This window comes from Chryseobacterium sp. UYP7, assembly GCF_056279225.1.
Map to the genome: position 1 here is coordinate 130994 of NZ_JBWBQW010000008.1, position 23488 is coordinate 154481.

Genomic DNA, 23488 nt, shown 5'->3' on the forward strand with positions numbered 1-23488 from the left:
TAAAGAAAAAGGATTTATATTTAAAAACTATCAAACTGGAGAAAAACATGACTATTTTAGTATTTAAAAAATATTTTACTGAGGAATTAATTTCTATGTACAGCAGCTCGGAATGTGCGGAACTCTACGCTATTTTTATTGAAAATTTAACGGGGCAAAATAAATTTCAGCAGCGACAGCAATTAAATGAAATCCTTTCGACAGATCAAGTTGAAAAATTACATGCAATCATTGCTGAGCTCAAAACAGGAAAACCTTTTCAGCAGATTTTGGGAGAAACTGAATTTTTCGGTCTATCGTTTTTTGTGAATGAGCATGTTCTAATTCCACGTCCGGAAACCGAAGAGCTTTTGGAACTCGCAATTCAAAAAATAAAAAAATCCGGATTAAAGGAAAATTTTAAAATACTGGATATTGGAACTGGTTCCGGAATAATTCCGATCGTGTTGAAAAAGAATTTCCCCGAAGCGAGTATTACTGCCATCGATTATTCGGAAGATGCTTTGAAAGTAGCTCAAAAAAATGCAGATTTTCATCAAGTCGAGATTAAATTTATTCATGCGGATTATTTGAAAGAAAATTTAGCCCAGGTTTACGAAATCATTATTTCTAATCCACCTTACATTGGAATGAATGAGGAATCGGAAATTGAAAATTCGGTGAAAGGATTTGAACCTGCAATGGCGCTATTTTCTCCGACAGAGAATGCACTTGTGTTTTACGAAAAGATCGCAAAAGACTGCGAGAATTATCTCTCGAAAAGTGGAATGGTTTTTCTGGAAATTAATCAGAAATTAGGAAAAGAAACGCGGGAATTGTTTGTAAATATTTTATCGGAAGTCGAATTGATGAAAGATCTGTCGGGGAATAATCGGTTTGTTTGGGGAAGGAAATGATGGGTGCTGGATGCGGGATGATGGATGCTCGATGCTAAGATGCGGGATGCTGGATGCTGGATGCTGGATGTTTGGGAAGGAAAGTAATATAGATTAGGCGCGAGCGAAGCGAGGGTCGATAAGTCAGAAGGTAAATATTTTGGAGGAAACGCAAGGTGAATTGTTGAGATAAATTAATTAATATTCTGCACTGGGGATTCTTAGTCAGAATGACAGATCTTTATAATTATTGCAGAAAATTTTGGGCAAGGAAAGTATTGAAAATTTTCGGAGAAGAGATTCCTGAAATTCTAGCCCCGGTTGAAGTGGAAATCCTTTTTAATTGTTGTTGAAAACAATTATTAAAAAGATTGCAACGGAAAACGGGTACAATGTTGGAACGGCAAAAAACTCTTCGGGCTCCTAAAAAATTATCTAATTTTCTTTTTAATAAAAACCATGTAAGACATGTATAACAGCGGTAAAGCCATAATTCCTAAGAAAAACGCATTCTCAATTGATTTCATAGGGAAAAGTGCAACGGTGTAAACTAAACCGAAAAATGCTCCTCCCAAATGCGCCGAGTGACCAACATTATCATTGTGCTTTGGATTTAGCATCATATAAACCGAGTAACTAAAATACAGAAATCCAAAAATGTAACCGGGCAAACTTAATTCTGAGGGCAGAAAAATAATGCCGATCTTAATGATGTCTGGAAAAAGCGCCACACTCGCAAAGATGATCCCGGAAACCCCGCCACTGGCACCAATTGCCGAATACCAAGGTTGGTTTTTGTAAAGATAAAGGCTGAATAAATTGCCCAGCAAGATCGATCCAAAATAAATAATAATAAAACCAAACGTGCCGAAAGTCTGAAAAATTGGCTGTCCGAACATGTACAGAACATACATATTCAGCAGTAAATGCATATAATCGGCGTGTAAAAAGCCCGCTGATAAAAGCCTTACGTATTCTTTATTCTGAAGGATCGCTCCAACATTAAATTTATATTTCTCGAAAATTGCCTGATTATTAAAAGCGATATAGCTTATGATAGCAGTGACTGCAATAACGATGATTAGGACTGAATTCATATTTTTTTATAAAATAAAAGTTTCGAAAATCGAAACTTTAGTTAAACAATTTCTGAAGTTAAACTTCGCGAAAGTAACTTTTCGTGCATGGGTTTTAGTTTTTCTAAACTGCCTGTTTTTACGGTGCATTTTCCCTTATAATGAACAAGCATTGTGCACTGTTCTGCCTGTTCTAAAGTATGTTCACAGATCTCGACCAATGCGTCAATAACATCATCAAAGGTATTTACATCGTCATTCCAGAGAACAATTTTGTAAATTTCGTCTTCTTTCTCGAGCAGCGCCACGTCTTCTTCGTACTCGCGCTGTGGTTTATCGTAATTTTTAGAATTATAAATAATACTAAACATAATCTGAATTTTAATAAGTGTAAAAGTTATATTGATTTTTCAGGCAATTAAAGTTCTGCCATTTCAGAAGAAAGTTCACTGGAAATATTCGGTTCTTCGTAAACCAATTCTACCAGGTCGACACTCTTATTCTGCATTTTCAGAATCTTTACGTGATATTCGTTCATTGTAAACTCCTGATTTTCGCCTGGGATATCTTCCAATTCATGTAAAATATAACCGGCTAAAGTATTGTATTCACCATCTTCCGACAAAGGGAATAATTTAGGCAAATGTTCATTAATTTCATCTAAGGGTTGAGTCGCCTGAACCCAGAAAATATTCTCTCCTACTTTATCTACAATTTTTTCTTCGTCATCTTCTTCGTCCTGAATTTCGCCCACCAATTCCTCTAAGATATCTTCGAGCGTAACAATTCCTTCAGTTCCACCAAATTCATCGATAACAACTGCTAAATGCTGTTTTTTCTGCTGAAAAACTTTTAACAGATCAGAGATCTTTTTACTTCCGACCACAAAAAAGGCTTCGCGCATTAATTCCTGCAGATCGTTATGATCGATTTCACCTTTTCGCTTTACATACTCCCGAATAATTTCCTTTGCGTAGAAAATCCCGATAATGTTATCGATTGAATCTCTGTAAACAGGAAGTCGGGAATAACCGCCATCCATTATTATAGCGATAATTTCTTCTACTGGATCTTCAATATCGATGGAAGAAATATTTTGTCTGGGAACCATGATTTGTTTCGCTGAATGATCTGTAAAATCAAAGGCATTTTTAATGATCTCGTAATTCTCCTCTTCAATTTCTCCTGAATCTGCAGATTGTTTTACTAAAAGCTGAAGCTCCTCCGTGGAATGGATTTCCTGTTCTGAAGCGGGATGAATTTTTACCAATCTTAAAAAACCGTTTGACATTTGATTCATCGTCCAGATAAATGGTTTGAAAACGGTGTAAAATACGCGCAAAGGCATGGCGATGATCATTGCAGTTTGTTCAGATTTTCTGATCGCAATGGATTTCGGAATCAATTCACCAAATACAATGTGCATTACGGTAATCAAGAAGAAACTGATTACGAGGGAAACAGTTGTAATTGTTGCATCTGCGATAGCGATATTGAAATAGTGGAAGGACTTCTCGATGACGTGATGCATGGCACTTTCTCCCACCCAACCTAAAGCCAGAGAGGCTAATGTAATTCCTAACTGCGTGGCAGAAAGGTATTCATCTAAATGTTTGATTAGATGTTCCGCTTGTTTTGCCATCGAATTACCTTCGGCAGCTTTGATCTGAATTTGGGAATAACGAACTTTAACGATAGAAAATTCTGCGGCTACGAAAAAACCATTGAGTACTACTAAGAATAAAGCTAATAAAAGCTTGACGACGTCTGAGTCCATTTAATTTTTGAAATATTTGATGCAAAGATAGAGAAAAATTAATTATTAAATTTCTGATTTTAAACAGGGAAAAGTTACTTTCAAATCTATGTGGTCAAGAAATAAGCGTCGAAAATGATTCGATGCTTTCTTTATTAGTAGAATAATTTCTTACTTCTTAAAAATCTTAATAGTTTGTTTGCGATCGCCATTTTTAATTGAAATGATAAGATACATTCCGGGAGATAAGGTTCTGACATCGACACTGAAATCACTTTTAGTATTCATCTTATTTTCTTTTTTTATGATTTTTCCGCTGGCGTCGTAAATTTCGAAAACTAAATTTTTGAAATATTTTTGAACATTTAATTTGAGGTCGTCTTAAACTGGGTTTTGTTGTAAAGAAATATCGTTACTAAAAACACCTCCTTCGTTTGATTTTAATAAAACTCCACCTCCAACGATAATTCGCCATAAAATTAGAAGTATAACACAAGGCTCAATTCATGTAATAACCTTTTATCAATAAGTGATATCACGCAATACAGTTAAATCAAAAAAGACTGTGAAAAATCACAGTCTTTTATATTATTTAGAAATCTTTTTTTTAAGAATTCTTCAAAGCTTCCGCTCCTCCTACAATTTCCAAAATTTCATTGGTAATTGCAGCTTGACGGGCTTTATTATAGAATATCTTCAGATCACTTCTTAAGGCTTCAGCATTATCTGTCGCTTTGTGCATCGCAGTCATTCTCGCTCCGTGCTCAGAGGCAACAGAATCAAGAATTGCTTTGTAGACCTGTGTTTTAATCGACTTTGGCATTAATACATTTAGGATTTCTCCTGCATTAGGCTCAAAAATATAATCAGTGTTCCCGGCGCCTTCTTTTTCAGCAAAAGCAATTGGTAAAACCTGCTCTGAGTGAACTTCCTGCGTTGCCGCGTTAATAAACTTATTGTAGATGACAAAAACTTTATCAAATTGTCCTTCTCTGTAATCATTCATCACGTTTTCCATAAAATTAGAAACGCCCTGAAAACTCATCGAATCAAAAATTGCACTTTGGTTATCGTACACCTTTTGGTTTCTTCTAACCGCATCATATACTTTTTTACCAACCGAAAGAATTTCAACTTCGTGATTAGTATTGCTAATGGCAGTATTCAATTCTTTAATTACAGAAGAGTTGAATGCACCGGCCAAACCTTTGTTTGAAGTTACTACAATATAAAGCACTTTTTTCACCTCTCTTTGCGCAGTATACATAGAAACGCCTTCCAGATCTGTAGTGGAACTTACGTTTTCGATGATTTCCTGCAGTTTTTCGGAGTATGGTCTCAACATCACAATGGCGTCGGTTGCTTTCTTTAGTTTCGCTGCCGAAACCATTTTCATCGCACTCGTAATTTGCATTGTGGAAGAGATCGAAGTAATTCTTGCCCGTATTTCCTTTAAATTTGCCATTCTTTGAATTCAAAGTTTAAAAAATTCAGTATTCAAAACCGAAATAATGAATACTGAAAATTAAATGTTTTTAGTTGTATTTAGAAGCTAATTCAGCAGCTGCCTGTTTTAGAACTCCTGTAATATTGTCATCAATTTTCCCTGTTTTAATGGCTGCCATTGTTTCAGGATGTTTTGATCTTAAGAAAGCAACGTATTCTTTTTGGAATTCTTTTACTTTGCTAATAGGAATATTTCTCAAAAGATTTTCAGTTCCGGCGTAAATCATTGCAACCTGAGAATCTACAGGAAGTGGTGAATTTACCGGCTGTTTCAAGATCTCTACGTTTCTTTCCCCTTTCGAAATTACTGCTTGTGTAGAAGCATCTAGATCAGAACCGAATTTAGCAAATGCTTCTAATTCTTTATACTGAGCCTGATCTAATTTCAAAGTACCTGAAACTTTTTTCATCGCTTTAATCTGAGCATTTCCTCCAACACGGGATACAGAAATACCTACGTTGATCGCCGGACGAACTCCTGAGTTAAACAAATCTGTTTCCAAGAAAATCTGACCATCTGTAATCGAAATTACGTTTGTAGGGATATATGCAGAAACGTCACCTGCTTGAGTTTCAATAATTGGAAGCGCAGTTAATGAACCGCCACCTTTTACAATAGGTTTCAAAGCTTCCGGTAAATCGTTCATTTGAGAAGCAATTTTGTCATCTTTGATCACTTTTGCAGCACGCTCTAATAATCTGGAGTGAAGGTAAAATACATCTCCTGGATACGCTTCACGACCCGGTGGTCTTCTTAATAACAAAGAAAGTTCACGGTAAGCAACAGCTTGTTTCGATAAATCATCATAAATGATTAAAGCCGGTCTACCAGTGTCACGGAAAAACTCACCGATTGCAGCACCCGCCATTGGCGCGTAAACCTGCATTGGAGTTGGATCAGAAGCATTTGCTGCAACAACAACTGTGTAAGCCATTGCTCCTTTATCCGTTAACGTTTTTACAATTTGTGCAACGGTTGAACCTTTTTGCCCAATCGCTACATATATACAGAATACAGGTTCACCCGCATCATAAAATTCTTTTTGATTCAAAATCGTATCAATCGCAACCACTGTTTTACCAGTTTGACGGTCACCGATGATCAACTCTCTTTGTCCTCTTCCGATCGGAATCATAGAGTCAATTGCTACGATACCCGTTTGAAGTGGCTCTGTAACAGGCTGACGGAAAATTACTCCCGGAGCTTTTCTTTCCAAAGGCAATTCATATAATTCACCGGTGATAGGACCTTTACCATCGATAGGATTCCCAAGAGTATCAACTACTCTACCCAACATTCCTTCTCCTACTTTAATAGAAGAAATTCTTTTGGTTCTGTTCACCGTATCTCCTTCTTTCACCAATTTAGACTCGCCCAAAAGTGCAACTCCAACATTATCTTCTGCAAGATTAAGAACGATTCCTTCAATACCGCTTTGGAATTTTACCAATTCACCGTACTGAACATTTTCTAAACCGTACACCAAAGCGATACCATCACCTATAGTCAATACAGTTCCTACTTCTTCCACATTTGCGTGTGTATCAAAGTTTGCTAACTGTTGTTTAAGAATTGCAGATACTTCTGCCGGATTTATTTCTGCCATTTTATGGTTGTTTTTGTCTTAATTTAATTGAAATTCTTTTTGAAGTTGAGTCAGTTTAGATTTTACCGAAGCATCAATCTGCTGATCACCCACTCTCAAAATATAACCTCCTAAGATATTAGGCTTAATAATGGTTTTCACGTCAAATTTATTGTCATGATTTACCAAAGCTGACGATTTTAAAATATTTTGAATATTTTCCTGAGAAAGTGAAGTTGCAGCAGTTAAAGTAATTCTTTGAACTCCATTTAAATCCTCTACTTTGTTCACAAATTCCTGAGCAATATTCTGCATTTGGCTTTCTCTACCGTGTTTAATGACCATGGTGATCATATTCTGAGAAACCGGAGAAAAACTTTTAAAAATTTCCAACGCAATACTAATTTTTTTCTTTACATCGATGATCGGAGAACTGAAAAAGTTTTGCAATTCTCTAGAGTTATTGATGGTTTTCACAATGTCTCCCATTTCACCGAAAACAGAAGCAGTGCTCCCAGATTCCTGTGTGAAATTAAGCAAACCCTGCGCGTATCTTTTTGCTACTTTACTTGTAAGCATTTTAGTTCAGGTTTGATTTGTTAAGCATATTTTCTACCAAAGCATTTTGCGCACCATCGTTGTCTAATCTCTGTTGCAAAATTCTTTCTGCGATGTTGACAGATAAAGTACTAATCTGGTTTTTGATTTCAGACATTGCAGAAGCTTTCTCAGCCTGAATAGACTGTCTTGCCTGCTCAATCATTTTATCACCTTCTGTTTGTGCCAATTCTTTTGCTTCACCAACGATTCTGTCTTTAATTTCTCTGGCTTCTTTTAAAATGTTATCACGTTCTACTTTCGCTTCACGGATAATTACTTCGTTTTCTGCTTTTAAATTTAAAACTTCCTGCTTTGCCAATTTAGCTTGGTTCAAAGAATCTACAATGGTCACTTCTCTTTCGTTAACAGCATCCATAATCGGTTTCCAGGCAAACTTTCTTAAAACTAAAAGTAAGATCAAAAAAATGATTGTCTGAATGATGAATAAACCTGATGAAAAATTTTCTAATAATCCCATATGAGTTATAATAAAATAGTGTAATTAATTCGTTTAATTTTTTAAAAAATCACCTGCCGTAACCAACCGTTCCCGACAAGTGATAAATTGTGTAGAAACTTCTTAGTTTACTGCGAATAATGCAGCAAAAGCAACTCCTTCTACAAGAGCTGCAGCGATCAACATCGCTGTTTGAAGTTTACCAGCTTGTTCTGGTTGTCTAGCCATTCCTTCCAAAGCAGCAGCTCCGATTTTACCGATACCGATACCTGTTCCGATTACTACTAAACCTGCACCGATGATTTTTGGCATTTCTTGCATAATATAAATTTTAAAAAATTAGTTTCTTTTATTAATGAGCCATTCCTTCTTCTCCCTCATGACCGTGCTCTTCATTTGCCATACCGAAATATACCGCAGAAAGCATGGTGAAGATATACGCCTGTAAAAACGCTACCAAAACTTCCAACAAATAAATAACGAATGTCAAGAAAGGAAAAGCAATTCCCGCAATTACATTTTGGAAATAATAAATCAAAGCGATCAAACTCATCACGATAATGTGACCTGCCGACATATTCGCAAAAAGACGAATAAGCAGAGAGAAAGGCTTGATAAATAATCCAATAATCTCAATCGGCATCATTACAATTTTCATTGGCCAAGGCAATCCCGGCATCCAGAAAATATGTTGCCAGTAATTTTTGTTCGCTGTAAATTGAGTGATCAGGAATGTTAATAAGGCTAAAGCGAAAGTGATCGCGATGTTCCCAGTAACATTAATCCCGAAAGGCATTAATCCAAAAATATTTAAAAATAGAATAAAGAAAAAGATGGTTAACAAATAACCCATGTATTTTTTGTAGTTCGCACCAATGTTTGGTTTTGCGATATCATCTCTAATAAACAAGATCACCGGTTCGAAAATTTTACCAGTACCCGATGGAACTAATGATTTCTTATAACCTCTTGCGATTGAAACGAAGATTAAAATCAACATCAACGAAGTAATTAGGATCATGAAAACACTTTTAGTGATAGAAAGATCTAAAACTTTATCGTTGGTTGCGTGACCTTCTTCATTAAGAGTTAATGTTCCGTTCGAATCTGTTTTATAAATCTTTTCGTGAGATAGAGCGTAGTGTCCGCCATTACTTTCTACAACTTCTTCACCGTGGTGAAATTTAGAACTCATAAAAGCATGCATTCCGTTTGCGCTGTCATAAAAAATTACGGGTAAAGGAAAACCAACATGTGTTTCAGTACCATCATCATTCTTAGAAACCAAAAGATCAAAACTGTGACTATCTAAAAGGTGATGATCAATGTAGTTTTTATTTTCATTTTTAATTTCATCTGGTGCAGAAAGCTCAGATGCTACTTTCTGAGAATTGTCATCACCTACCGCTGTTTCCGTTGCAGAAATAACTTTAGAATCGTTCTGCGCGAACGATGACGAAAATGTCGATAAAAATCCAATTATAAGTACTACTCTTTTCAGCATTGATATATCTTATTTTAAAGTTTTGCAAAAATAGGACAAATAATCATAATATAAAAATCCTTTCTACCTGATTTTATTCATCTTTTGCTCCACTTACTACTTCATCTTTTGGAATCAACTTAACGGCGTACAAAGTTTCAAGAATAAGTGAAATTAAATAAGGAACAATAAAATGAATTTTATAATTAGGAACTTCGCCAAGATTCAATTTCTTCATAATCAGAAACATGATCATCAATTTGAACAAAATTAAACCCATGAAAGCAAAACCTATATAAGTTGGATAAATTTTCTTGATGATGGAAAGAATGGTCAAAACCATGACGAACAATAGCGTTAGAAATAAATAGTATCGAACAAAAGTAGTTTCAAAACCGATATCAAGAACCTGCCAAATCCCAAAATGAATGAAAAACATAAAGAAATAAAGGACGATATATAAAGTATTACTTTTTATTTTCATTATTCTGAACTTTTTTTAGTTGATTTAAAAGATTGTAAAAGGCAAGTGCCATTCCCAGAAAACCGATTCCAACGGTTAGCAATTTGTTTGGAAGTTCTAAATATTCATTCAGTTTATTTCCGCCCCAGAAAGCCAATCCCATCGTTGCCAACATCTGAAAAACAATCGCGGAATAAACGCCGTATTGTCGAAGTCCATTTTTATTATAATTCTTCTGGTCTTCTTCGTTGAATTCCTGATTGGAAGGATTTTCGTCGGCCATTTATTTATTTTTGCAAAAATAGGGAAAAATATAGGTGTGAAATATTAAAAATCTTGTCTTCCGATGATTGTAATAATTTCAATTTCTAAATCAACAATGTTAAAAAAAATGGTATTAGAACCACATACGCAAAATCTGTCAACACCTCTATGATTAAAATCTTCAGGAAACATGAAGGGATTTAAAGCAATTTTATTAAAAGATTCAAATAGTAAATCGTAATATTTATTTGCCTGATTTAAACCAAAGCGATAAAACCCATAATTATAAATTCTTAGAAGGTCATCTTCCGCTTGCAAAGACAGTTTGTAACTATACAATTTTTAATTTATTTTTGATTTCAACCAAAAGTTCTTCTTTTGTTTTGGTGCTAAAACCACTTTTCAACCCGCGATCAATTTTGATTTGTACGTAATCATCATACTCTTTTTGATCTCGTGCTTTTTTGATTAAAAAATTTACTACTTCGCTTTTGCTGTTAAATTCTTGCTCTGCGACTTGGGTTTTTAACCATTCATCGTTTTTTTCTGCTAATGTGATACTTTGTCTTGTCATGATTTGAAATTTTATGTGATGTAAATATACACCAAATATTTTTCCTTTATTGTTTTTTCTTTCTAAACATTCTCTTTTATAAAGAGTGTTGGAGTGGGCGAAAAATTGCAGCCCGGACTGAATGGAGCTCTTTTTGCCAAACGAAATCTTCCAATTTTTAAACAAATTGTATGGCAAAAAAGCGGGAATGGAGTACGGAAATGTCTGCCAAAATAAATTTTATAATCCTGAATAAATAAAATCTCTTTTATTTCCCTATTTTTGCAATTCTTAAATTAAAAACAATGTTCAACAGTTTACAGGATAAATTAGACAAAGCGCTTCATAATATTTCAGGGCGTGGTAAAATCTCAGAGATTAACGTTGCTGAAACGGTTAAAGAAATTCGCCGTGCATTGGTTGATGCCGATGTAAATTATAAAGTTGCGAAAGATCTAACCAAAAGAGTTCAGGATAAAGCTTTAGGACAAAATGTTTTAACGAGTTTAAGTCCGGGACAGTTAATGACGAAAATCGTTCATACGGAACTGGTCGATTTAATGGGTGGAACGCACGAAGGAATTGATCTTTCCGGGAAACCAAGCGTTATTTTAATTGCGGGATTACAAGGTTCTGGTAAAACTACCTTTTCCGGAAAACTGGCGAATTTCTTAAAGCAGAAGAAAAATAAAAAACCATTGTTGGTTGCGTGTGACGTTTACCGTCCGGCTGCAATACAACAGTTGAAAATATTAGGAGAGCAAGTTGGAATTCCTGTTTATACTGAAGAAGGTGCAGTAAATCCGTCATCTATTGCGGAGAACGCTGTAAAATTTGCAAAAGAAAATGGTCACGATGTTGTGATCGTGGATACCGCAGGACGTTTGGCGATTGATGAGGAAATGATGAACGAAATTAAATCGGTTCATTATTTCATTAAACCAAATGAAACTTTGTTCGTGGTAGATTCCATGACGGGACAAGATGCGGTGAATACGGCTAAAGCCTTTAATGATGCTTTAAATTTTGATGGTGTTGTACTAACGAAATTAGATGGTGATACTCGAGGTGGAGCGGCTTTAACGATTCGTTCTGTGGTTGAAAAACCAATTAAGTTTATTTCGACGGGAGAAAAGATGGAAGCACTCGATGTTTTCTATCCGGAAAGAATGGCAGACCGTATTCTTGGAATGGGAGATGTTGTTTCTTTGGTTGAAAGAGCTCAGGAACAGTTTGATGAAGAGGAAGCGAAAAAACTTCATAAAAAAATTGCCAAAAATGAATTTGGTTTTGATGATTTCTTAAAACAGATCAATCAGATCAAAAAAATGGGTAATATGAAAGATTTGATGGGCATGATTCCGGGAGTTGGAAAGGCTATGAAAGATGTTGATATTCAAGATGATGCTTTTAAACATATCGAAGCCATGATTCACTCGATGACGCCGGACGAAAGAAGAAGACCGTCGATCATCAATACGCAAAGAAAAAATCGAATTGCAAAAGGTGCCGGCAGAAAAATTGAAGATCTAAATGCTTTAATGAAACAGTTTGAACAGATGGGGAAAATGATGAAAATGATGCAGGGACCACAAGGAAAACAAATGATGGAAATGATGAGCAAAGGAATGCCAAAAATGCCCGGAGGTGGCGGAAACCTTTTCGGAAAATAAATATAAAATTTACAAGAAATAACAAATCCCGAATCGTTCGATTCGGGATTTTATTTTGGTCTTTTTTACAAAAGATTATTTGAAAAACAAAGAAACACCAGCGCTAACACCAAAAGTGTTTGCTACCGTTTTAATTTCAACATTTTCAACGGTTTGTTTCGTCGTAAAACTATTGTAACCTGCTCCCAGATCGATTCCAACATTCGAATTCAAAAGGTAAACAAATCCACCTTTCACGCCCCAAAGCAAACCACCTTTTGTTGTTTGTTTATCTTCGAAAAAATCAGTAGAAGTTAAACTTCCGTAACCAACACCTGCTCCAAGATAAGGACGTGCTTTACTTGCTGTCGGGAAATAATAAGTGGCGTTAGGTAAAATGGAAAAAGTAGAAGATTTATCTTCAAAATCCATATCTAAATCAGAATTTTTAAAGGTCGTTTTCGTAGAATTGAAACCTAGATCTACACCAATTGCAAGGTTAGGCATTACAAAAGAACCTGCACTTGGAGTAATGGTAAACGTAGAAATTTTTGGACCGTCAAATGATTGTCCTTCTGCAGAATATTTTGAAGTTGCAGAATTAAATCCAATTCCAGTTTTCCCAGAAACGATCCAGGAACCTTTTTCCATTTGAGCATTCATTGCTCCGAAAAGTGCAACAGCACCAACTTGTAGTAATTTTCACATAGTTTAAAATTTAATCGGCAAAAATAGACTTTAATTTTCATTAATGCATGAATTGAAAAAATGCAATTATCTAATTAATACAATTGTGATTATTCGTGTTATTCTGGCGATAAATTGTGTGATTAATATCTGTTTTCAGAAAATCAATTTAATAAAAATATTTTAAAAATCGACTCAAAACAACCTATGCCAGAAGAGCAATGAGGATTACGAATACTCACGAAAAAAAGGCTGTATCAATAATGATTCAGCCTTTTTAATATATAAAATTCCGATGGATTATTCAGTTTTCATGTTGCTCATCGCTTTACCTTGTGGTAAGAAAATGTTAAGTCCTAATCTGAAACCGATATTAGAGGTAGTTCCTCTATTTCCGAAACCTAAGTCACCATTAATTTTAACAGAAGCATCAAGTCCGATGTTGGATGTTATAAAATAAGTATAACCAGGTCCGAAACCTAAATCAAGACCGTTTGCAGAATCTCCACCATTAGAAGCGTTTTTACCTCCTATTCCTACATTACCTTCAACAAAGAATCTACCATGCTTCAAAAGACTGTCTACACCTTGCTCACCTGGAGAAAAGTAGTATCTTGATAAAGCACCTACGCCATAGCTGAACTGAGTATCAGCACCTTTAGCTCCTGCAATACCTAATCTTACATACGGTCCAACTGCCCAGTTATCCTGTACAAAGAACGCAGCTTGTGGAGTAATTGCGAAATTATAACCAGCACCTTCGTTAAGTCCGAAATTAGCAGCAGCTAATTCGCCACCAACCATAATATTTCCTTTTTGTAATTGTGCATTAGCTGTGATTCCGAAAAATGCAACAGCTCCTGCTAATAATAATTTTTTCATAATAGTTAAATTTCTCAATACTTAACATAATTTATGCCAATTTTATAAAGTGATTAATAGATTTTAAGAATAGCTAAAAAATAAGTGCATATAAATGATTAAAATGATCGTAAAAAGTTCCTTATTATGAAATGAGAAATGAAAAGATTTGTAGAGTCGTATGATTGCTAAATGATAATTATAGCAGTAATAATCAATAGTCTAAATAATATGCCGAATAAAAATATCTTTAAAAAAGCACAAAAACTTATTACTCAGATTTTAAATTTCGAACAGCCTTTGTTGCAGGAAAGAAAATATTAAGTCCTAATCTAAAACCTACATCTGAAGTGGCTCCCTTGTTTCCAAAACCTAAATTCCCATTTAATTTTAGGGTGGCATCTAAGCCAATATTTTCGGTAATAAAATAAGTATAACCAGGTTCGAATCCTAAATCTAAACCATTTGCAGAATCACCTCCATCAGAAATAGAAGTTCCACCAATTCCGGCATTACCTTCTAAGAAAAACCGCCCATGTTTTAAAAGGTTATCTAACCCCTCTTTTGAAGAAAGATAATAGCGTGATAAAGCGCCTACTCCATAATTAAAAGTGATAGGTGAATCTTTTGCACCGGAAACTCCTACTCTTAAACAGGGTCCAACTGCCCAATTGTCTTTTACAAAAAATGCAGCTTGCGGACTTACCGAAAAATTATATCCGTAACCGGTATTAAGACCAAAGTTTGCCGCAACTATTCGCCTCCGATCATGTAATATCCTTTTTGTAACTGCGCACTTGCGTTGATTCCCACTACAGCGAAAACCATCGTCATTAATAATTTTTCATAGAAGTATATTTTTGAGTAAGTAACAAATTTAGTGAATTTTGATTGACGCTTTTCAGAAATAAATTGTAGTAATATCTTATAGATAAAAAATCCCGCTAAAAGCAGGATTTACAAAATATAAGGGAAAAACTTATTTCTAGAATTTATATCCTAAATCTATTTGAAAAAAATTCATTTTTGTAGAAGATTCTTTAACAACCAGTTTTAAGTAATTTGTTAAATTAAATGTATTTCTACCTTCGACCGAAATATTTTCAAAGCAGTGTCTCCACCTCAGAAGAAAATATCGAAACTTGTATATTAAAATTTTTAGTAAACCTTTGACCAAATTTACTTTTTCTATAAAAAAATCCCGATTCAGATTGAATCGGGACTTCGTCTTTATAAATTTTATCTTTAAAAATGAATCGCAAAACCAACATTTCCAGAAAAAATTCCTGTTGATCCCTCAGCCGTTCCTAAATCATATCTCAGTCCTGGTTCAATAGAAATATTTGGTGCGACAAACCAAGCATATCCTCCTTGAAAACCAACAGCATTAATATTTTCTCCTTCACTCGTTATTCCGTTAAAATCAATTTGAACTGGGAACATACTAGCAATATAATATTTTGCTCCTATCTTATAATTAAACGCAGACGATGTTTCTGAATCTCCTAAATAATTGTCAGCAGTTATAGAGGTTATACCCAAACCTACTTTTAGCGCCAAGTTATTTGCGACAAAATATCCAGCTTCACCACCAATTTTGAATAATGTATTTCCATCATTTGTATAGAAACCGATAGAAGTATTTGAAGGACTCAAAACTCCAAAGTTTGTATTTGCTTCCACTAACCATTTTCCCTTCACTAATGCAGGATTCTGTTTTTGTGCACTTACTGCTGTGAAAAGCGCAACCGCACCAACTAATAGTACTTTTTTCATAATTTTAATTTTAATTAGTTGCAAATATATAAAAACATTCCCAATTAACAAAAATTAACAATTAATAGTGTTGTTTTTTCACTAAAAATTAATAAATAAACAAATCACTCTTCCCGCATTCTCTGTTCTTCTTTATTATAAGACTCTATAATTTTTCTTACCACTGGATGGCGAACTACATCTTCTTCAGTAAGATGGACAAATCCTATCTCTTTCACATCTTTTAAGATTCGCATCGCTTCTTGCAAACCAGATTTTTGTCGCATTGGCAGATCGACCTGACTTGGATCTCCTGTGATGATGAACTTCGCATTCATACCCATTCTGGTCAGAAACATTTTCATTTGCGCGTGAGTGGTATTTTGCGCCTCATCTAATATAACAAAAGCTTCATCCAGAGTTCGACCTCTCATAAAAGCGAGCGGCGCTACTTCAATCACACGTTTTTCCATGAAACCTTCTAACTTCTCATGCGGAATCATGTCTCGAAGTGCGTCATAAAGCGGCTGCATATAAGGATCAAGTTTTTCTTTTAGATCACCTGGAAGAAAACCCAAACTCTCTCCGGCTTCCACTGCAGGTCGCGTTAAAATTATTCGCTTAACCTCTTTATCGCGCAGTGCTCTTACTGCAAGCGCAACACTGGTATACGTTTTTCCAGTTCCGGCGGGTCCAATTGCAAAAACCATATCTTTCGTGTCGGTTGCCCGCACTAGTTTTTTAAGGTTGGAGGTTTTAGCTTTTATAATTTTTCCGTTGATGCCCTTCACAATGATATCCTGATCAAAAACAAGTTGTTTTTCAGATTCATCTTTAATTTTAAGAATGCTTTCGAAATCCTTTAAATTGATGGCGTTATTATTCGATATAAAACTTACGATATCATCTAATTTCTTCTGAAGAATATCCAGCGTCTCCTGATTTCCAATAGCAAAAACAAAATGGTCTCTGCCCGTAATTTTTAAAGTTGGAAAACTGGATTTCAGCAAGTTAAAATATTGGTTGTTGATCCCATAAAAAGTTTTGGCATCAATGCCGCTCAGTTCATAATTCAATTCAAACATTTATTGACTATTTGGGTTTATATTTTAATTAAATGTATCAATTTTATTTTTAATAACAAGTTTTACTTTTCCACAAAGGGGTTCTAAATATTATATTTAAACTAAATTTGTGATCCTCTAAAATTATTCATGGCAGTTATCACTTTTACTTCAGATTACGGGTTAGTTGACCACAGAGTTCCCTCTGTGAAAGGCAGAATTTTAAGCTTAAATGCAGAAGTGAATATTGTTGATATTACGCATCAGATCCAGGCTTATAATTTGCTTCAAACCGCTTATATTGTTCGGAATTCTTACTCTTTTTTTCCGGAAGGCACTGTTCATATTATAGCGGTAGACAGTTTTTTTACGAAAGATCGAAAGTGTATCCTTTATAAAACGGACGGGCATTATTTTATCGCTGCAGACAATGGAGTTTTGAGTTTAATTTTTTATGACATTAAGCCAGAATCAGTCTATGAAATAACCTTAAACAACAGGTTTGACGACGAAGTAAGTTTTACCTCAACAGATATTTTTGCGCCGGTTGCTGTTCATCTTCACAATGGCGGTCTGCCGGAAGTGATCGGCAGAAAATTTAAAACGCCGAAGCAGCTTTCTTTTCCGAGAGCGGTTTATCACGAAAGCGAAAAAATGATCATCGGGGAAATTATGTATATCGATAATTTCGGGAATGTCGTGTCTAATATCAGCAGGCGATTTTTCGAAAAGAATAATATTGCACTCGAAAATTTCATCATCAAATTCCGAAATTTAGCCCTTTCAAAAATCTACAGTCAATATACCGAATTTGTAAACGACTGGAGTAACGAACACGAATATCACGGTAAATCTGCTGCAGTTTTTAATGATGCCGGCTTGCTGGAACTGACTATTTATAAAGGCAACGAACACAATGGTGCCAAAACATTGTTCGGTTTAAAAGTGGGTGAAAATATTTATATCGAGTTTTTATAAGTTTTAAAAAATTTAAAAAAAATAGCCGACTCTAATGGAGTCGGCTATTTTGTATTATTCTAAGATACTTATCTAATAATTTTCTTAGTTACAGTTCCTTTTGCAGTGGTAACACTTACCATGTAAGTTCCGGCAGGATATTTAGCGATATCCATTCTTTCTTCTGCACTGTTCAGCTGATTAGAATTTTTTATTAGTTTTCCTGAAGTATCGAATACTTTGTAAGAGAGAATTTTATCTTTCGAAGTAATTACAAATACCCCATTTGCGGAAGTTTTTGAAATATTTAGATCAGCAGCAATTGCGTTTTCCCCAGTTGCCAGAGTTAAACATTCCATTGTAGCTTTCCAGCCTGCGCCTACAGCACCGGCATCCGAAATAAATCGAATCGTTACCGCACCAGTAGCATGAGTAGATTCAAATGGTCCCGGAATGGTAGTTCCGCTAATTTGAGTACCGCCAGCAAATCTTGGCGAGGCAATATTTGGTCCATCATACACATTCATAAAATCGAAACTGGGTTCCGTATCAAACTGAGTAAAAGTCAGCTTTACTTTATCGCCAGGATTGTTAGGATAGAAAGTTTTCACATACGATTGGTTATCTCCGTAAGGAGCGTCTGCACCACCGGAATCTGTAAATACCACTCCACTACACCAGTCTGCATCGGTTAAAACAAGCTGCTCATAAGCATAAGCTTGTGGTCCCGAACAATCTGTTCCAACGGCAATTGTATAATAAGCACCTGGTACAAGATCAGTAAAGTTTAAAACTTTGGTATTTGTAACTCCAGAGGAAACAATGGTACCATCCATTTTTGCCAGTTTGTATTTCCAGCTGGTTCCGGTTGCATCCACAATCGTTGCAGTTAATGAAGTTTTGGTAAGATTACTGACCGTTAAACCCGTTATCGTTGCAGGACAAGAAGCAATACAGTCTGTTCCTAAGCAACCTTTAGAATTAATAGTATATCTGATTAACGCTCCAGGTTGTGGTCCAAATCCTTTGGTAAAGTTAATTCCAACAGAAGATAGCAAATGGCAGTAACTCATGATCGTTCCGCCGTTCGAAGGAATAGGTCCGCTCGGGCAGGTTCCGTTTCCAGCATTTCCAGAAGCAGGACCGCAACCGTCGATTCGGGTATTGTCGCCATTCCATACACAATCGTGCGTATGCGGAGAACCTAAATTATGTCCGATCTCGTGGGTCATTGCTTCAATATTCCAGGAGTATGTTGGGATCTGAGCAAATTCAAAATTAACTCCCGAATAGGAATATCTGGAATTCGTACAGAGCGCATTTACAAAAGCAATACTTGTTGTTGCCGGATTTCTTAATAGTTGCGCAACATCGCCATTAAAGGAAGTACGCGTTGTTCTGAATTTATTTAAAATCTCTGACGGACTTCCTGTAAACGGATCTACAGTGGTCCAAACAAAAACTTCACTTAAGGCCACCGTAATGCCATCATTGGAATATAAGGTAGAAATATTATTATGCATTGCCGTAACCCAGTCCACAGTAGTACTCACTCTGGAACCATTTTGGGTGTACGGTCCGTAACCTGCTTCGTAATAAATTCTAACGCAGTTATCGGTTTTCTTTGCGGTCATTGTTTTAGGATCGTAAGAAGGAGGCGACATTTTTTGATTGTCGATCAACTCATCAGTACCACAAGAGAACGGATTAGAACCTTTCAATTTTTGATCGTTGTACGAAACAAAATCTTCTGAATTTTTAGCTTTTCCGATCACGATATTCCCAACATCTGCAATGGAAGTTACTCCAATAACATTATCGTTAAAAAAACTGATGGCTACGATCGATTCATTATCACCTTTTACAATTCCCTGATAATAGACGCCCTGCGTATAGTTCACATAACCCTTATTGGTATTCACTTTGAAATCGTGTGTAAAAAAATTATTTTTTACCAGTTCCAGGATAATATTTTTTCCTTCAAAAGGAAAACTCATTTCCAGAGCTTCAGGTCTTTCAGAGTTAATTCTCTGAATTTCAGTCTTATTTAATTTCATTACCGTGATTCCCTCTGCAGCCGCATCATAAGCATGTTGCTTTTGCCCTGACGCATCGACAGAGAAAAAATTGTAACTACCAAAAACTTTGTTTGATAAATGAGACTGTTTAACTTTTTCAGCAATGGGTTTTAAACTCTGCGAAAATCCGAGAGCGAAAAATACCAAAGTGAAACACAATTGAAAAATTCTTTTCATAATCATTAAACTTTATATTATTATTTTGCAAAATAACTAAATTATATTTAAAAAAGCCAACAAAACACGATTTTTAGATTTGGAACATTTACCACGGAAAACAATATAAACTTGTAACCGTTTAATTTTTTATCTTTGTTGCTTAAATTTTTTTAGATGCTTTACACCGTCATCAAAGCTATTCACCTTATTTTCATGGTCAGTTATTTTGCAGGGATTTTTTATCTTGTGCGATTATTTGTATACTATAAGGATACAGATGATTTTGAGAAGACGAAGAAAAAAGTTCTTCGGGAACAGTACGTTTTTATGGCGCGAAGATTATGGAATATCATAACTGTACCAGCCGGAATTATTATGCTGGTCAGCGGACTTACGATGATTTTTCTTAATTTCGGATTGATGAGAACTCCCTGGTTTCATCTTAAATTGACTTTTTTGGTCGGACTGGCTGTTTATCATTACTGGTGCTGGAAAAAAGTGCTGCAGTTGCGGGATCTTAACGGTGAAAGTTTATCCATTAAAAATCTTAAACTTCGTCAGGCAAACGAAATCGCCACTTTTATTTTATTCCTCGTCATTTTTACGGTCATCTTAAAATCCATGGTCATCGAATATTGGTGGCAATTAATTACCGGATTTTTCGTTCTGGTTGTGCTGATCATGGCAACGGTAAAGCTGGTAAACAAAAGAAAGCACAACTAAAAATTGGAGGTAACGACGAGTTTTTAAAATCAATAGAGTTTATGATTTCAATATTTAAAAAGGAACTTTGGAGCTATTTCGGGAATTGGAGCGCATGGTTAATTATTGGGGCTTTCAGTTTGATCGGATCGCTCTTTTTATTTTTCTTTGAAAATGATTCTAATATTTTCGATATTGGAACCGCAAGTTTACAAAGCTATTTCGTTTTAGCGCCCTGGTTATTAATGTTTATTATTCCGGCAGTATCAATGAAAACTTTGGCAGAAGAAGAACAGTCCGGAACTTTGAACTGGCTTTTTTCCCAACCGATTAAGATATCAGAAATCATCGGTGGCAAATTTCTTTCGGTCTGGCTTGTTGGAATTTTATGCATAATCCCATCATTCATTTATTTGTACACCATTTATGTTCTTGGAATTCCCGAAGGTAATGTCGATCTGGGTGCCACTTTCGGCAGTTATTTTGGATTAATTCTTTTAATCGCTGCGTTCTCCGCCGTTGGTATATTATCATCTTCCCTTTCTCAGAATCAAATTATGGCTTACTTGCTGGGCGTTTTTATGTGTTTCTTTTTCTATTTCGGAATTGAACAGCTGGCAAGCTATAAGTTATTGGGTGGCGCAGATTATTTCCTAAGTACTATTGGATTTTATCAACATTTTATCGCTTTTACACGAGGATTAATTGATACCCGCGATGTTTTTTATTTTCTTCTGATTATCGGGATCTGTCTTTTTCTGGCTAAAATCTTTGTTGAAAAGAAAAAGTAAAATCCGATTTTAGAAATTACAAAATGAACAAAAAAAATATCATCTTTCTTCTCTGTGGAATTTTTTTGCTGCTTGGCGTTTTCGGCATCTTTTCGAAAAGATTCGATCTCACGCAGGAAAAAAGATATACACTTTCCGATTCTACTGTTAAGATCTTGAAGTCTGTAAAAAAGCCTTTGAACGTGGTGGTTTATCTGGAAGGAGATTTTCCGGCAAGTTTTCGGCAGCTTCAAAATGAAACGAAATTCATGTTGGAGGAATTCAGAAAAATAAATCCAAATATCGAATTTCAATTTATTGATCCCATCAAAACAAAAATGTCGAAAGATACTTTGGCAGCAATGGGAATGCAGCCCTCTGTTCTGCCTGATATGAAAGACGGCAAAATTTCAGAGATCGTTATGTTTCCTTTTGCTGCGCTCAAATATAATTCGCGTGGCTCCTCTATTCCTTTAATTATTAATCAAACCGGCATCGATGCTTCCGAGCAACTGAACCGGTCCATCGAAAATCTGGAATATAATTTCGCTTCCAATATTAAACTGATCACGGAAGAACATAAAAAAACGGTCGGGATTTTAATTAATCAGGATGAATTAGGACCAGGTCAATTTCAGGGTTTCATGAATATGGCACTGGAAAATTACAATGCTGGACCCATTATTCCGGCAAATGAAAATGAACTTTCTCTTGCCGACGTTCCGAAACTTAAAAAAATGGATGCGCTTGTTATCGCAAAACCACGGAAAGCTTTCACAGAAAATGAGAAAGTTATTCTGGATCAGTACATCATGAACGGCGGAAAAACTTTGTGGATGATCGATGCTGTAAATGCCGAAATGGACACGCTCTTTCAATCCAAAAAAATAATGGCTTACCCGATGGATACTAACCTGACGGATTTCTTCTTCAATTATGGACTGCGTATTAATCCAGGTTTGGTGAAAGACATGAAAAAATCTTCGCTAATTAGAATTGTTTCCGGAGAAGTTGCGGGAAACCCTCAGTACAGCAGTTTTCTCTGGCCCTATTTTCCTTTGGGAATCGCAGAGAATAAAAATTCAATAACGAAAAATATTAATCCTGTAAAATTTGAATTTCCGACATCAATCGATACTTTAGGGAGGAAAAATATTAAAACAAAAGTACTTTTTGAATCAAGCGAAAGAACCATCGTAAAACAGGTTCCAAATTATGTTTCCCTGGCAGAAATTGTGCAGACAGATTCTTTGAACGATTTCAATCAGCAAAGTTCACCGAAAATTTTCGCCGTAAGTTTAGAAGGGAAATTCAACTCTGCTTACGCGACAAGAAGCGAAAGGAATGCATATCCCAATTTTAAAGCGCAAAGTTCCGACAATAAAATGATCGTAATTGCAGATGGTGATGTGGGAAAAAATCAAGTCTACAAAGGAAAAGCGTTGCCTTTGGGCGAAGACCTGCTCACCAAACAAACCTACGGAAACGAACAATTTTTGCGTAACGCTTTAGATTTTCTTTTAGATGATTCCAACATTATGGAATTGAGAAACCGCAACATTGAAGCGCGATTACTGGACCGACAAAGAATTGATGAAGAACAAACAAAATGGCAATGGATCAATCTTTTACTTCCTCTACTGATTATTGGACTTTTGGGCGGATTTTTCTTCTGGTGGAGAAAAAGAAAATTTGGGTAATTTGCTAATAACATTTTACTTAATTTTGCGCTATGCTTTCCAAAAAATCCCAATATGCATTCAAAGCCCTCTCCTATCTCGTTCAGAAAAAAAACAATGGGCCTGTTTTGATCTCAGAAATTTCAGAGAAGAAAAATATTCCTTTAAAATTTTTAGAAAGTATTTTGCTTCAATTAAAAAAAGCAGAAATTCTAGATAGTAAAAAAGGCAAAGGAGGTGGTTATTTCTTTCATCAAAATCCTGCGGCAGTCAATCTTGCAACAATTATTCGTCTCGTAAACGGTCCCATCGCAATGATCCCTTGTGTGAGTTTAAATTTTTACGAAGGTTGCCTTAATTGCAACCAGGAGCACTGCGGTTTACACGATGTTTTAATTGAGGTTCGGGATGCAAGTTTGGCTATTTTAGAAAAAAAATCTCTACTTGATCTGGTTGATTAATCACTGCTCTTTATTTGTTTTAATAGTCTACCAATTTGGTAGGT

24 protein-coding genes and 2 pseudogenes are annotated in these 23488 nt (G+C 35.5%); 7 read left to right on the forward strand and 19 right to left on the reverse strand.

Translation table 11 applies throughout. The features are described from left to right. Positions 1–47: 47 nt before the first annotated feature. Positions 48–896 carry a peptide chain release factor N(5)-glutamine methyltransferase gene (gene prmC / locus ACZ9HT_RS15070; protein WP_476041322.1) on the forward strand — a complete coding sequence of 283 codons (849 nt, stop codon included), beginning with the start codon at positions 48–50 and terminating at the stop codon, positions 894–896. Between the two features lie 410 nt (positions 897–1306). Here prmC and ACZ9HT_RS15075 read toward each other — a convergent pair whose 3' ends face one another. The 14 genes and pseudogenes from ACZ9HT_RS15075 to ACZ9HT_RS15140 form a co-directional block, all read right to left on the reverse strand. Beyond that, positions 1307–1972 carry a rhomboid family intramembrane serine protease gene (locus ACZ9HT_RS15075; protein WP_476041323.1) on the reverse strand — a complete coding sequence of 222 codons (666 nt, stop codon included), beginning with the start codon at positions 1970–1972 and terminating at the stop codon, positions 1307–1309. 41 nt (positions 1973–2013) lie between these two features. Next, positions 2014–2322, reverse strand: a complete 309-nt coding sequence (locus ACZ9HT_RS15080) for an ATP-dependent Clp protease adaptor ClpS (protein ID WP_476041324.1) — start codon at positions 2320–2322, stop codon at positions 2014–2016. A 47-nt stretch (positions 2323–2369) separates the two neighbouring features. Then, positions 2370–3728, reverse strand: coding sequence for a hemolysin family protein (locus tag ACZ9HT_RS15085; RefSeq protein WP_476041325.1), 1359 nt, complete (start codon positions 3726–3728; stop codon positions 2370–2372). A 150-nt stretch (positions 3729–3878) separates the two neighbouring features. Continuing rightward, positions 3879–4064: pseudogene (locus ACZ9HT_RS15090) on the reverse strand (T9SS type A sorting domain-containing protein); the annotation flags it as partial. 250 nt (positions 4065–4314) lie between these two features. Continuing rightward, entirely contained in the window at positions 4315–5172 is an 858-nt protein-coding gene (gene atpG, locus ACZ9HT_RS15095; protein WP_476041326.1) for an ATP synthase F1 subunit gamma, read from the reverse strand. A gap of 70 nt (positions 5173–5242) precedes the next feature. Further along, positions 5243–6820, reverse strand: a complete 1578-nt coding sequence (gene atpA / locus ACZ9HT_RS15100) for a F0F1 ATP synthase subunit alpha (RefSeq protein WP_476041327.1) — start codon at positions 6818–6820, stop codon at positions 5243–5245. A gap of 18 nt (positions 6821–6838) precedes the next feature. Further along, positions 6839–7378, reverse strand: coding sequence for an ATP synthase F1 subunit delta (atpH, locus tag ACZ9HT_RS15105; protein ID WP_476041328.1), 540 nt, complete (start codon positions 7376–7378; stop codon positions 6839–6841). A 1-nt stretch (position 7379) separates the two neighbouring features. Further along, positions 7380–7877, reverse strand: a complete 498-nt coding sequence (gene atpF / locus ACZ9HT_RS15110) for a F0F1 ATP synthase subunit B (protein WP_476041329.1) — start codon at positions 7875–7877, stop codon at positions 7380–7382. 102 nt (positions 7878–7979) lie between these two features. Continuing rightward, positions 7980–8177 carry an ATP synthase F0 subunit C gene (gene atpE / locus ACZ9HT_RS15115; protein ID WP_027377418.1) on the reverse strand — a complete coding sequence of 66 codons (198 nt, stop codon included), beginning with the start codon at positions 8175–8177 and terminating at the stop codon, positions 7980–7982. A gap of 31 nt (positions 8178–8208) precedes the next feature. Continuing rightward, on the reverse strand, positions 8209–9360 hold the full coding sequence (gene atpB, locus ACZ9HT_RS15120) for a F0F1 ATP synthase subunit A (RefSeq protein ID WP_476041330.1): 1152 nt from the start codon (positions 9358–9360) through the stop codon (positions 8209–8211). A gap of 73 nt (positions 9361–9433) precedes the next feature. Continuing rightward, the gene (locus tag ACZ9HT_RS15125; RefSeq protein WP_476041331.1) at positions 9434–9823 is read right to left on the reverse strand and encodes a hypothetical protein; all 390 of its coding nucleotides are present in this window, start codon (positions 9821–9823) and stop codon (positions 9434–9436) included. Further along, positions 9807–10085, reverse strand: coding sequence for an AtpZ/AtpI family protein (locus tag ACZ9HT_RS15130; RefSeq protein ID WP_476041332.1), 279 nt, complete (start codon positions 10083–10085; stop codon positions 9807–9809). The genes ACZ9HT_RS15125 and ACZ9HT_RS15130 overlap by 17 nt, the downstream gene beginning before the upstream one ends. Before the next feature lie 44 nt (positions 10086–10129). Continuing rightward, a complete protein-coding gene (locus ACZ9HT_RS15135; protein ID WP_476041333.1) occupies positions 10130–10384 on the reverse strand; it encodes a type II toxin-antitoxin system RelE/ParE family toxin in 255 nt (84 codons plus the stop codon). Between the two features lie 13 nt (positions 10385–10397). Then, positions 10398–10640 (reverse strand): ribbon-helix-helix domain-containing protein, encoded by a 243-nt coding sequence (locus tag ACZ9HT_RS15140; RefSeq protein ID WP_476041334.1) that lies wholly within the window; start codon positions 10638–10640, stop codon positions 10398–10400. Between the two features lie 284 nt (positions 10641–10924). Between ACZ9HT_RS15140 and ffh the strand changes: the two genes are divergently transcribed. Continuing rightward, complete coding sequence (gene ffh / locus ACZ9HT_RS15145; protein WP_476041335.1) at positions 10925–12292, forward strand: signal recognition particle protein; 1368 nt, start codon at positions 10925–10927, stop codon at positions 12290–12292. A gap of 75 nt (positions 12293–12367) precedes the next feature. Here the strand turns inward: ffh and ACZ9HT_RS15150 are convergent. The 4 genes and pseudogenes from ACZ9HT_RS15150 to ACZ9HT_RS15165 form a co-directional block, all read right to left on the reverse strand. Then, a pseudogene (locus ACZ9HT_RS15150) lies at positions 12368–12943 on the reverse strand (OmpW family outer membrane protein); the annotation flags it as partial. Positions 12944–13258: 315 nt separating this feature from the next. Then, positions 13259–13840 (reverse strand): hypothetical protein, encoded by a 582-nt coding sequence (locus tag ACZ9HT_RS15155; protein WP_476041336.1) that lies wholly within the window; start codon positions 13838–13840, stop codon positions 13259–13261. Positions 13841–15064: 1224 nt separating this feature from the next. Further along, entirely contained in the window at positions 15065–15595 is a 531-nt protein-coding gene (locus ACZ9HT_RS15160; RefSeq protein ID WP_476041337.1) for a hypothetical protein, read from the reverse strand. Between the two features lie 104 nt (positions 15596–15699). After that, the gene (locus tag ACZ9HT_RS15165; RefSeq protein ID WP_476041338.1) at positions 15700–16659 is read right to left on the reverse strand and encodes a PhoH family protein; all 960 of its coding nucleotides are present in this window, start codon (positions 16657–16659) and stop codon (positions 15700–15702) included. 129 nt (positions 16660–16788) lie between these two features. Between ACZ9HT_RS15165 and ACZ9HT_RS15170 the strand changes: the two genes are divergently transcribed. Beyond that, positions 16789–17616, forward strand: coding sequence for an SAM hydrolase/SAM-dependent halogenase family protein (locus ACZ9HT_RS15170; RefSeq protein WP_476041339.1), 828 nt, complete (start codon positions 16789–16791; stop codon positions 17614–17616). 68 nt (positions 17617–17684) lie between these two features. On the opposite strand, the gene ACZ9HT_RS15175 is transcribed toward ACZ9HT_RS15170, so the two are convergent. Then, entirely contained in the window at positions 17685–19850 is a 2166-nt protein-coding gene (locus ACZ9HT_RS15175; protein ID WP_476041340.1) for a M12 family metallo-peptidase, read from the reverse strand. Positions 19851–20006: 156 nt separating this feature from the next. On the opposite strand from ACZ9HT_RS15175, the gene ACZ9HT_RS15180 reads away from it, so the two are divergent. Genes ACZ9HT_RS15180 through ACZ9HT_RS15195 form a run of 4 tightly spaced genes read left to right on the forward strand, consistent with a single transcriptional unit; the run spans position 20007 to position 23444 of the window. Beyond that, positions 20007–20555, forward strand: a complete 549-nt coding sequence (locus ACZ9HT_RS15180) for a CopD family protein (protein ID WP_476041341.1) — start codon at positions 20007–20009, stop codon at positions 20553–20555. A 41-nt stretch (positions 20556–20596) separates the two neighbouring features. Continuing rightward, a complete protein-coding gene (locus ACZ9HT_RS15185) occupies positions 20597–21325 on the forward strand; it encodes an ABC transporter permease subunit (protein ID WP_476041342.1) in 729 nt (242 codons plus the stop codon). A gap of 23 nt (positions 21326–21348) precedes the next feature. Then, positions 21349–23004, forward strand: coding sequence for a gliding motility-associated ABC transporter substrate-binding protein GldG (gene gldG / locus ACZ9HT_RS15190; protein ID WP_476041343.1), 1656 nt, complete (start codon positions 21349–21351; stop codon positions 23002–23004). Positions 23005–23036: 32 nt separating this feature from the next. Beyond that, positions 23037–23444 carry an RrF2 family transcriptional regulator gene (locus tag ACZ9HT_RS15195; RefSeq protein WP_476041344.1) on the forward strand — a complete coding sequence of 136 codons (408 nt, stop codon included), beginning with the start codon at positions 23037–23039 and terminating at the stop codon, positions 23442–23444. Positions 23445–23488: the final 44 nt, after the last annotated feature.

What these genes read in the sequence shown, in the direction of transcription:
- ACZ9HT_RS15170 (WP_476041339.1), top strand. Translation starts at nt 16,789, where the DNA reads ATGGCAGTTATCACTTTTACTTCAGATTACGGGTTAGTTGACCACAGA.
- atpA (WP_476041327.1), bottom strand. Translation starts at nt 6,820, where the DNA reads ATGGCAGAAATAAATCCGGCAGAAGTATCTGCAATTCTTAAACAACAG.
- ACZ9HT_RS15165 (WP_476041338.1), bottom strand. Translation starts at nt 16,659, where the DNA reads ATGTTTGAATTGAATTATGAACTGAGCGGCATTGATGCCAAAACTTTT.
- ACZ9HT_RS15130 (WP_476041332.1), bottom strand. Translation starts at nt 10,085, where the DNA reads ATGGCCGACGAAAATCCTTCCAATCAGGAATTCAACGAAGAAGACCAG.
- ACZ9HT_RS15180 (WP_476041341.1), top strand. Translation starts at nt 20,007, where the DNA reads ATGCTTTACACCGTCATCAAAGCTATTCACCTTATTTTCATGGTCAGT.
- ACZ9HT_RS15195 (WP_476041344.1), top strand. Translation starts at nt 23,037, where the DNA reads ATGCTTTCCAAAAAATCCCAATATGCATTCAAAGCCCTCTCCTATCTC.
- ACZ9HT_RS15125 (WP_476041331.1), bottom strand. Translation starts at nt 9,823, where the DNA reads ATGAAAATAAAAAGTAATACTTTATATATCGTCCTTTATTTCTTTATG.
- ACZ9HT_RS15085 (WP_476041325.1), bottom strand. Translation starts at nt 3,728, where the DNA reads ATGGACTCAGACGTCGTCAAGCTTTTATTAGCTTTATTCTTAGTAGTA.
- ACZ9HT_RS15075 (WP_476041323.1), bottom strand. Translation starts at nt 1,972, where the DNA reads ATGAATTCAGTCCTAATCATCGTTATTGCAGTCACTGCTATCATAAGC.
- gldG (WP_476041343.1), top strand. Translation starts at nt 21,349, where the DNA reads ATGAACAAAAAAAATATCATCTTTCTTCTCTGTGGAATTTTTTTGCTG.
- ACZ9HT_RS15155 (WP_476041336.1), bottom strand. Translation starts at nt 13,840, where the DNA reads ATGAAAAAATTATTATTAGCAGGAGCTGTTGCATTTTTCGGAATCACA.
- ACZ9HT_RS15185 (WP_476041342.1), top strand. Translation starts at nt 20,597, where the DNA reads ATGATTTCAATATTTAAAAAGGAACTTTGGAGCTATTTCGGGAATTGG.
- atpE (WP_027377418.1), bottom strand. Translation starts at nt 8,177, where the DNA reads ATGCAAGAAATGCCAAAAATCATCGGTGCAGGTTTAGTAGTAATCGGA.
- ffh (WP_476041335.1), top strand. Translation starts at nt 10,925, where the DNA reads ATGTTCAACAGTTTACAGGATAAATTAGACAAAGCGCTTCATAATATT.
- ACZ9HT_RS15140 (WP_476041334.1), bottom strand. Translation starts at nt 10,640, where the DNA reads ATGACAAGACAAAGTATCACATTAGCAGAAAAAAACGATGAATGGTTA.
- atpH (WP_476041328.1), bottom strand. Translation starts at nt 7,378, where the DNA reads ATGCTTACAAGTAAAGTAGCAAAAAGATACGCGCAGGGTTTGCTTAAT.
- ACZ9HT_RS15160 (WP_476041337.1), bottom strand. Translation starts at nt 15,595, where the DNA reads ATGAAAAAAGTACTATTAGTTGGTGCGGTTGCGCTTTTCACAGCAGTA.
- ACZ9HT_RS15175 (WP_476041340.1), bottom strand. Translation starts at nt 19,850, where the DNA reads ATGAAAAGAATTTTTCAATTGTGTTTCACTTTGGTATTTTTCGCTCTC.
- atpB (WP_476041330.1), bottom strand. Translation starts at nt 9,360, where the DNA reads ATGCTGAAAAGAGTAGTACTTATAATTGGATTTTTATCGACATTTTCG.
- prmC (WP_476041322.1), top strand. Translation starts at nt 48, where the DNA reads ATGACTATTTTAGTATTTAAAAAATATTTTACTGAGGAATTAATTTCT.
- atpF (WP_476041329.1), bottom strand. Translation starts at nt 7,877, where the DNA reads ATGGGATTATTAGAAAATTTTTCATCAGGTTTATTCATCATTCAGACA.
- ACZ9HT_RS15080 (WP_476041324.1), bottom strand. Translation starts at nt 2,322, where the DNA reads ATGTTTAGTATTATTTATAATTCTAAAAATTACGATAAACCACAGCGC.
- atpG (WP_476041326.1), bottom strand. Translation starts at nt 5,172, where the DNA reads ATGGCAAATTTAAAGGAAATACGGGCAAGAATTACTTCGATCTCTTCC.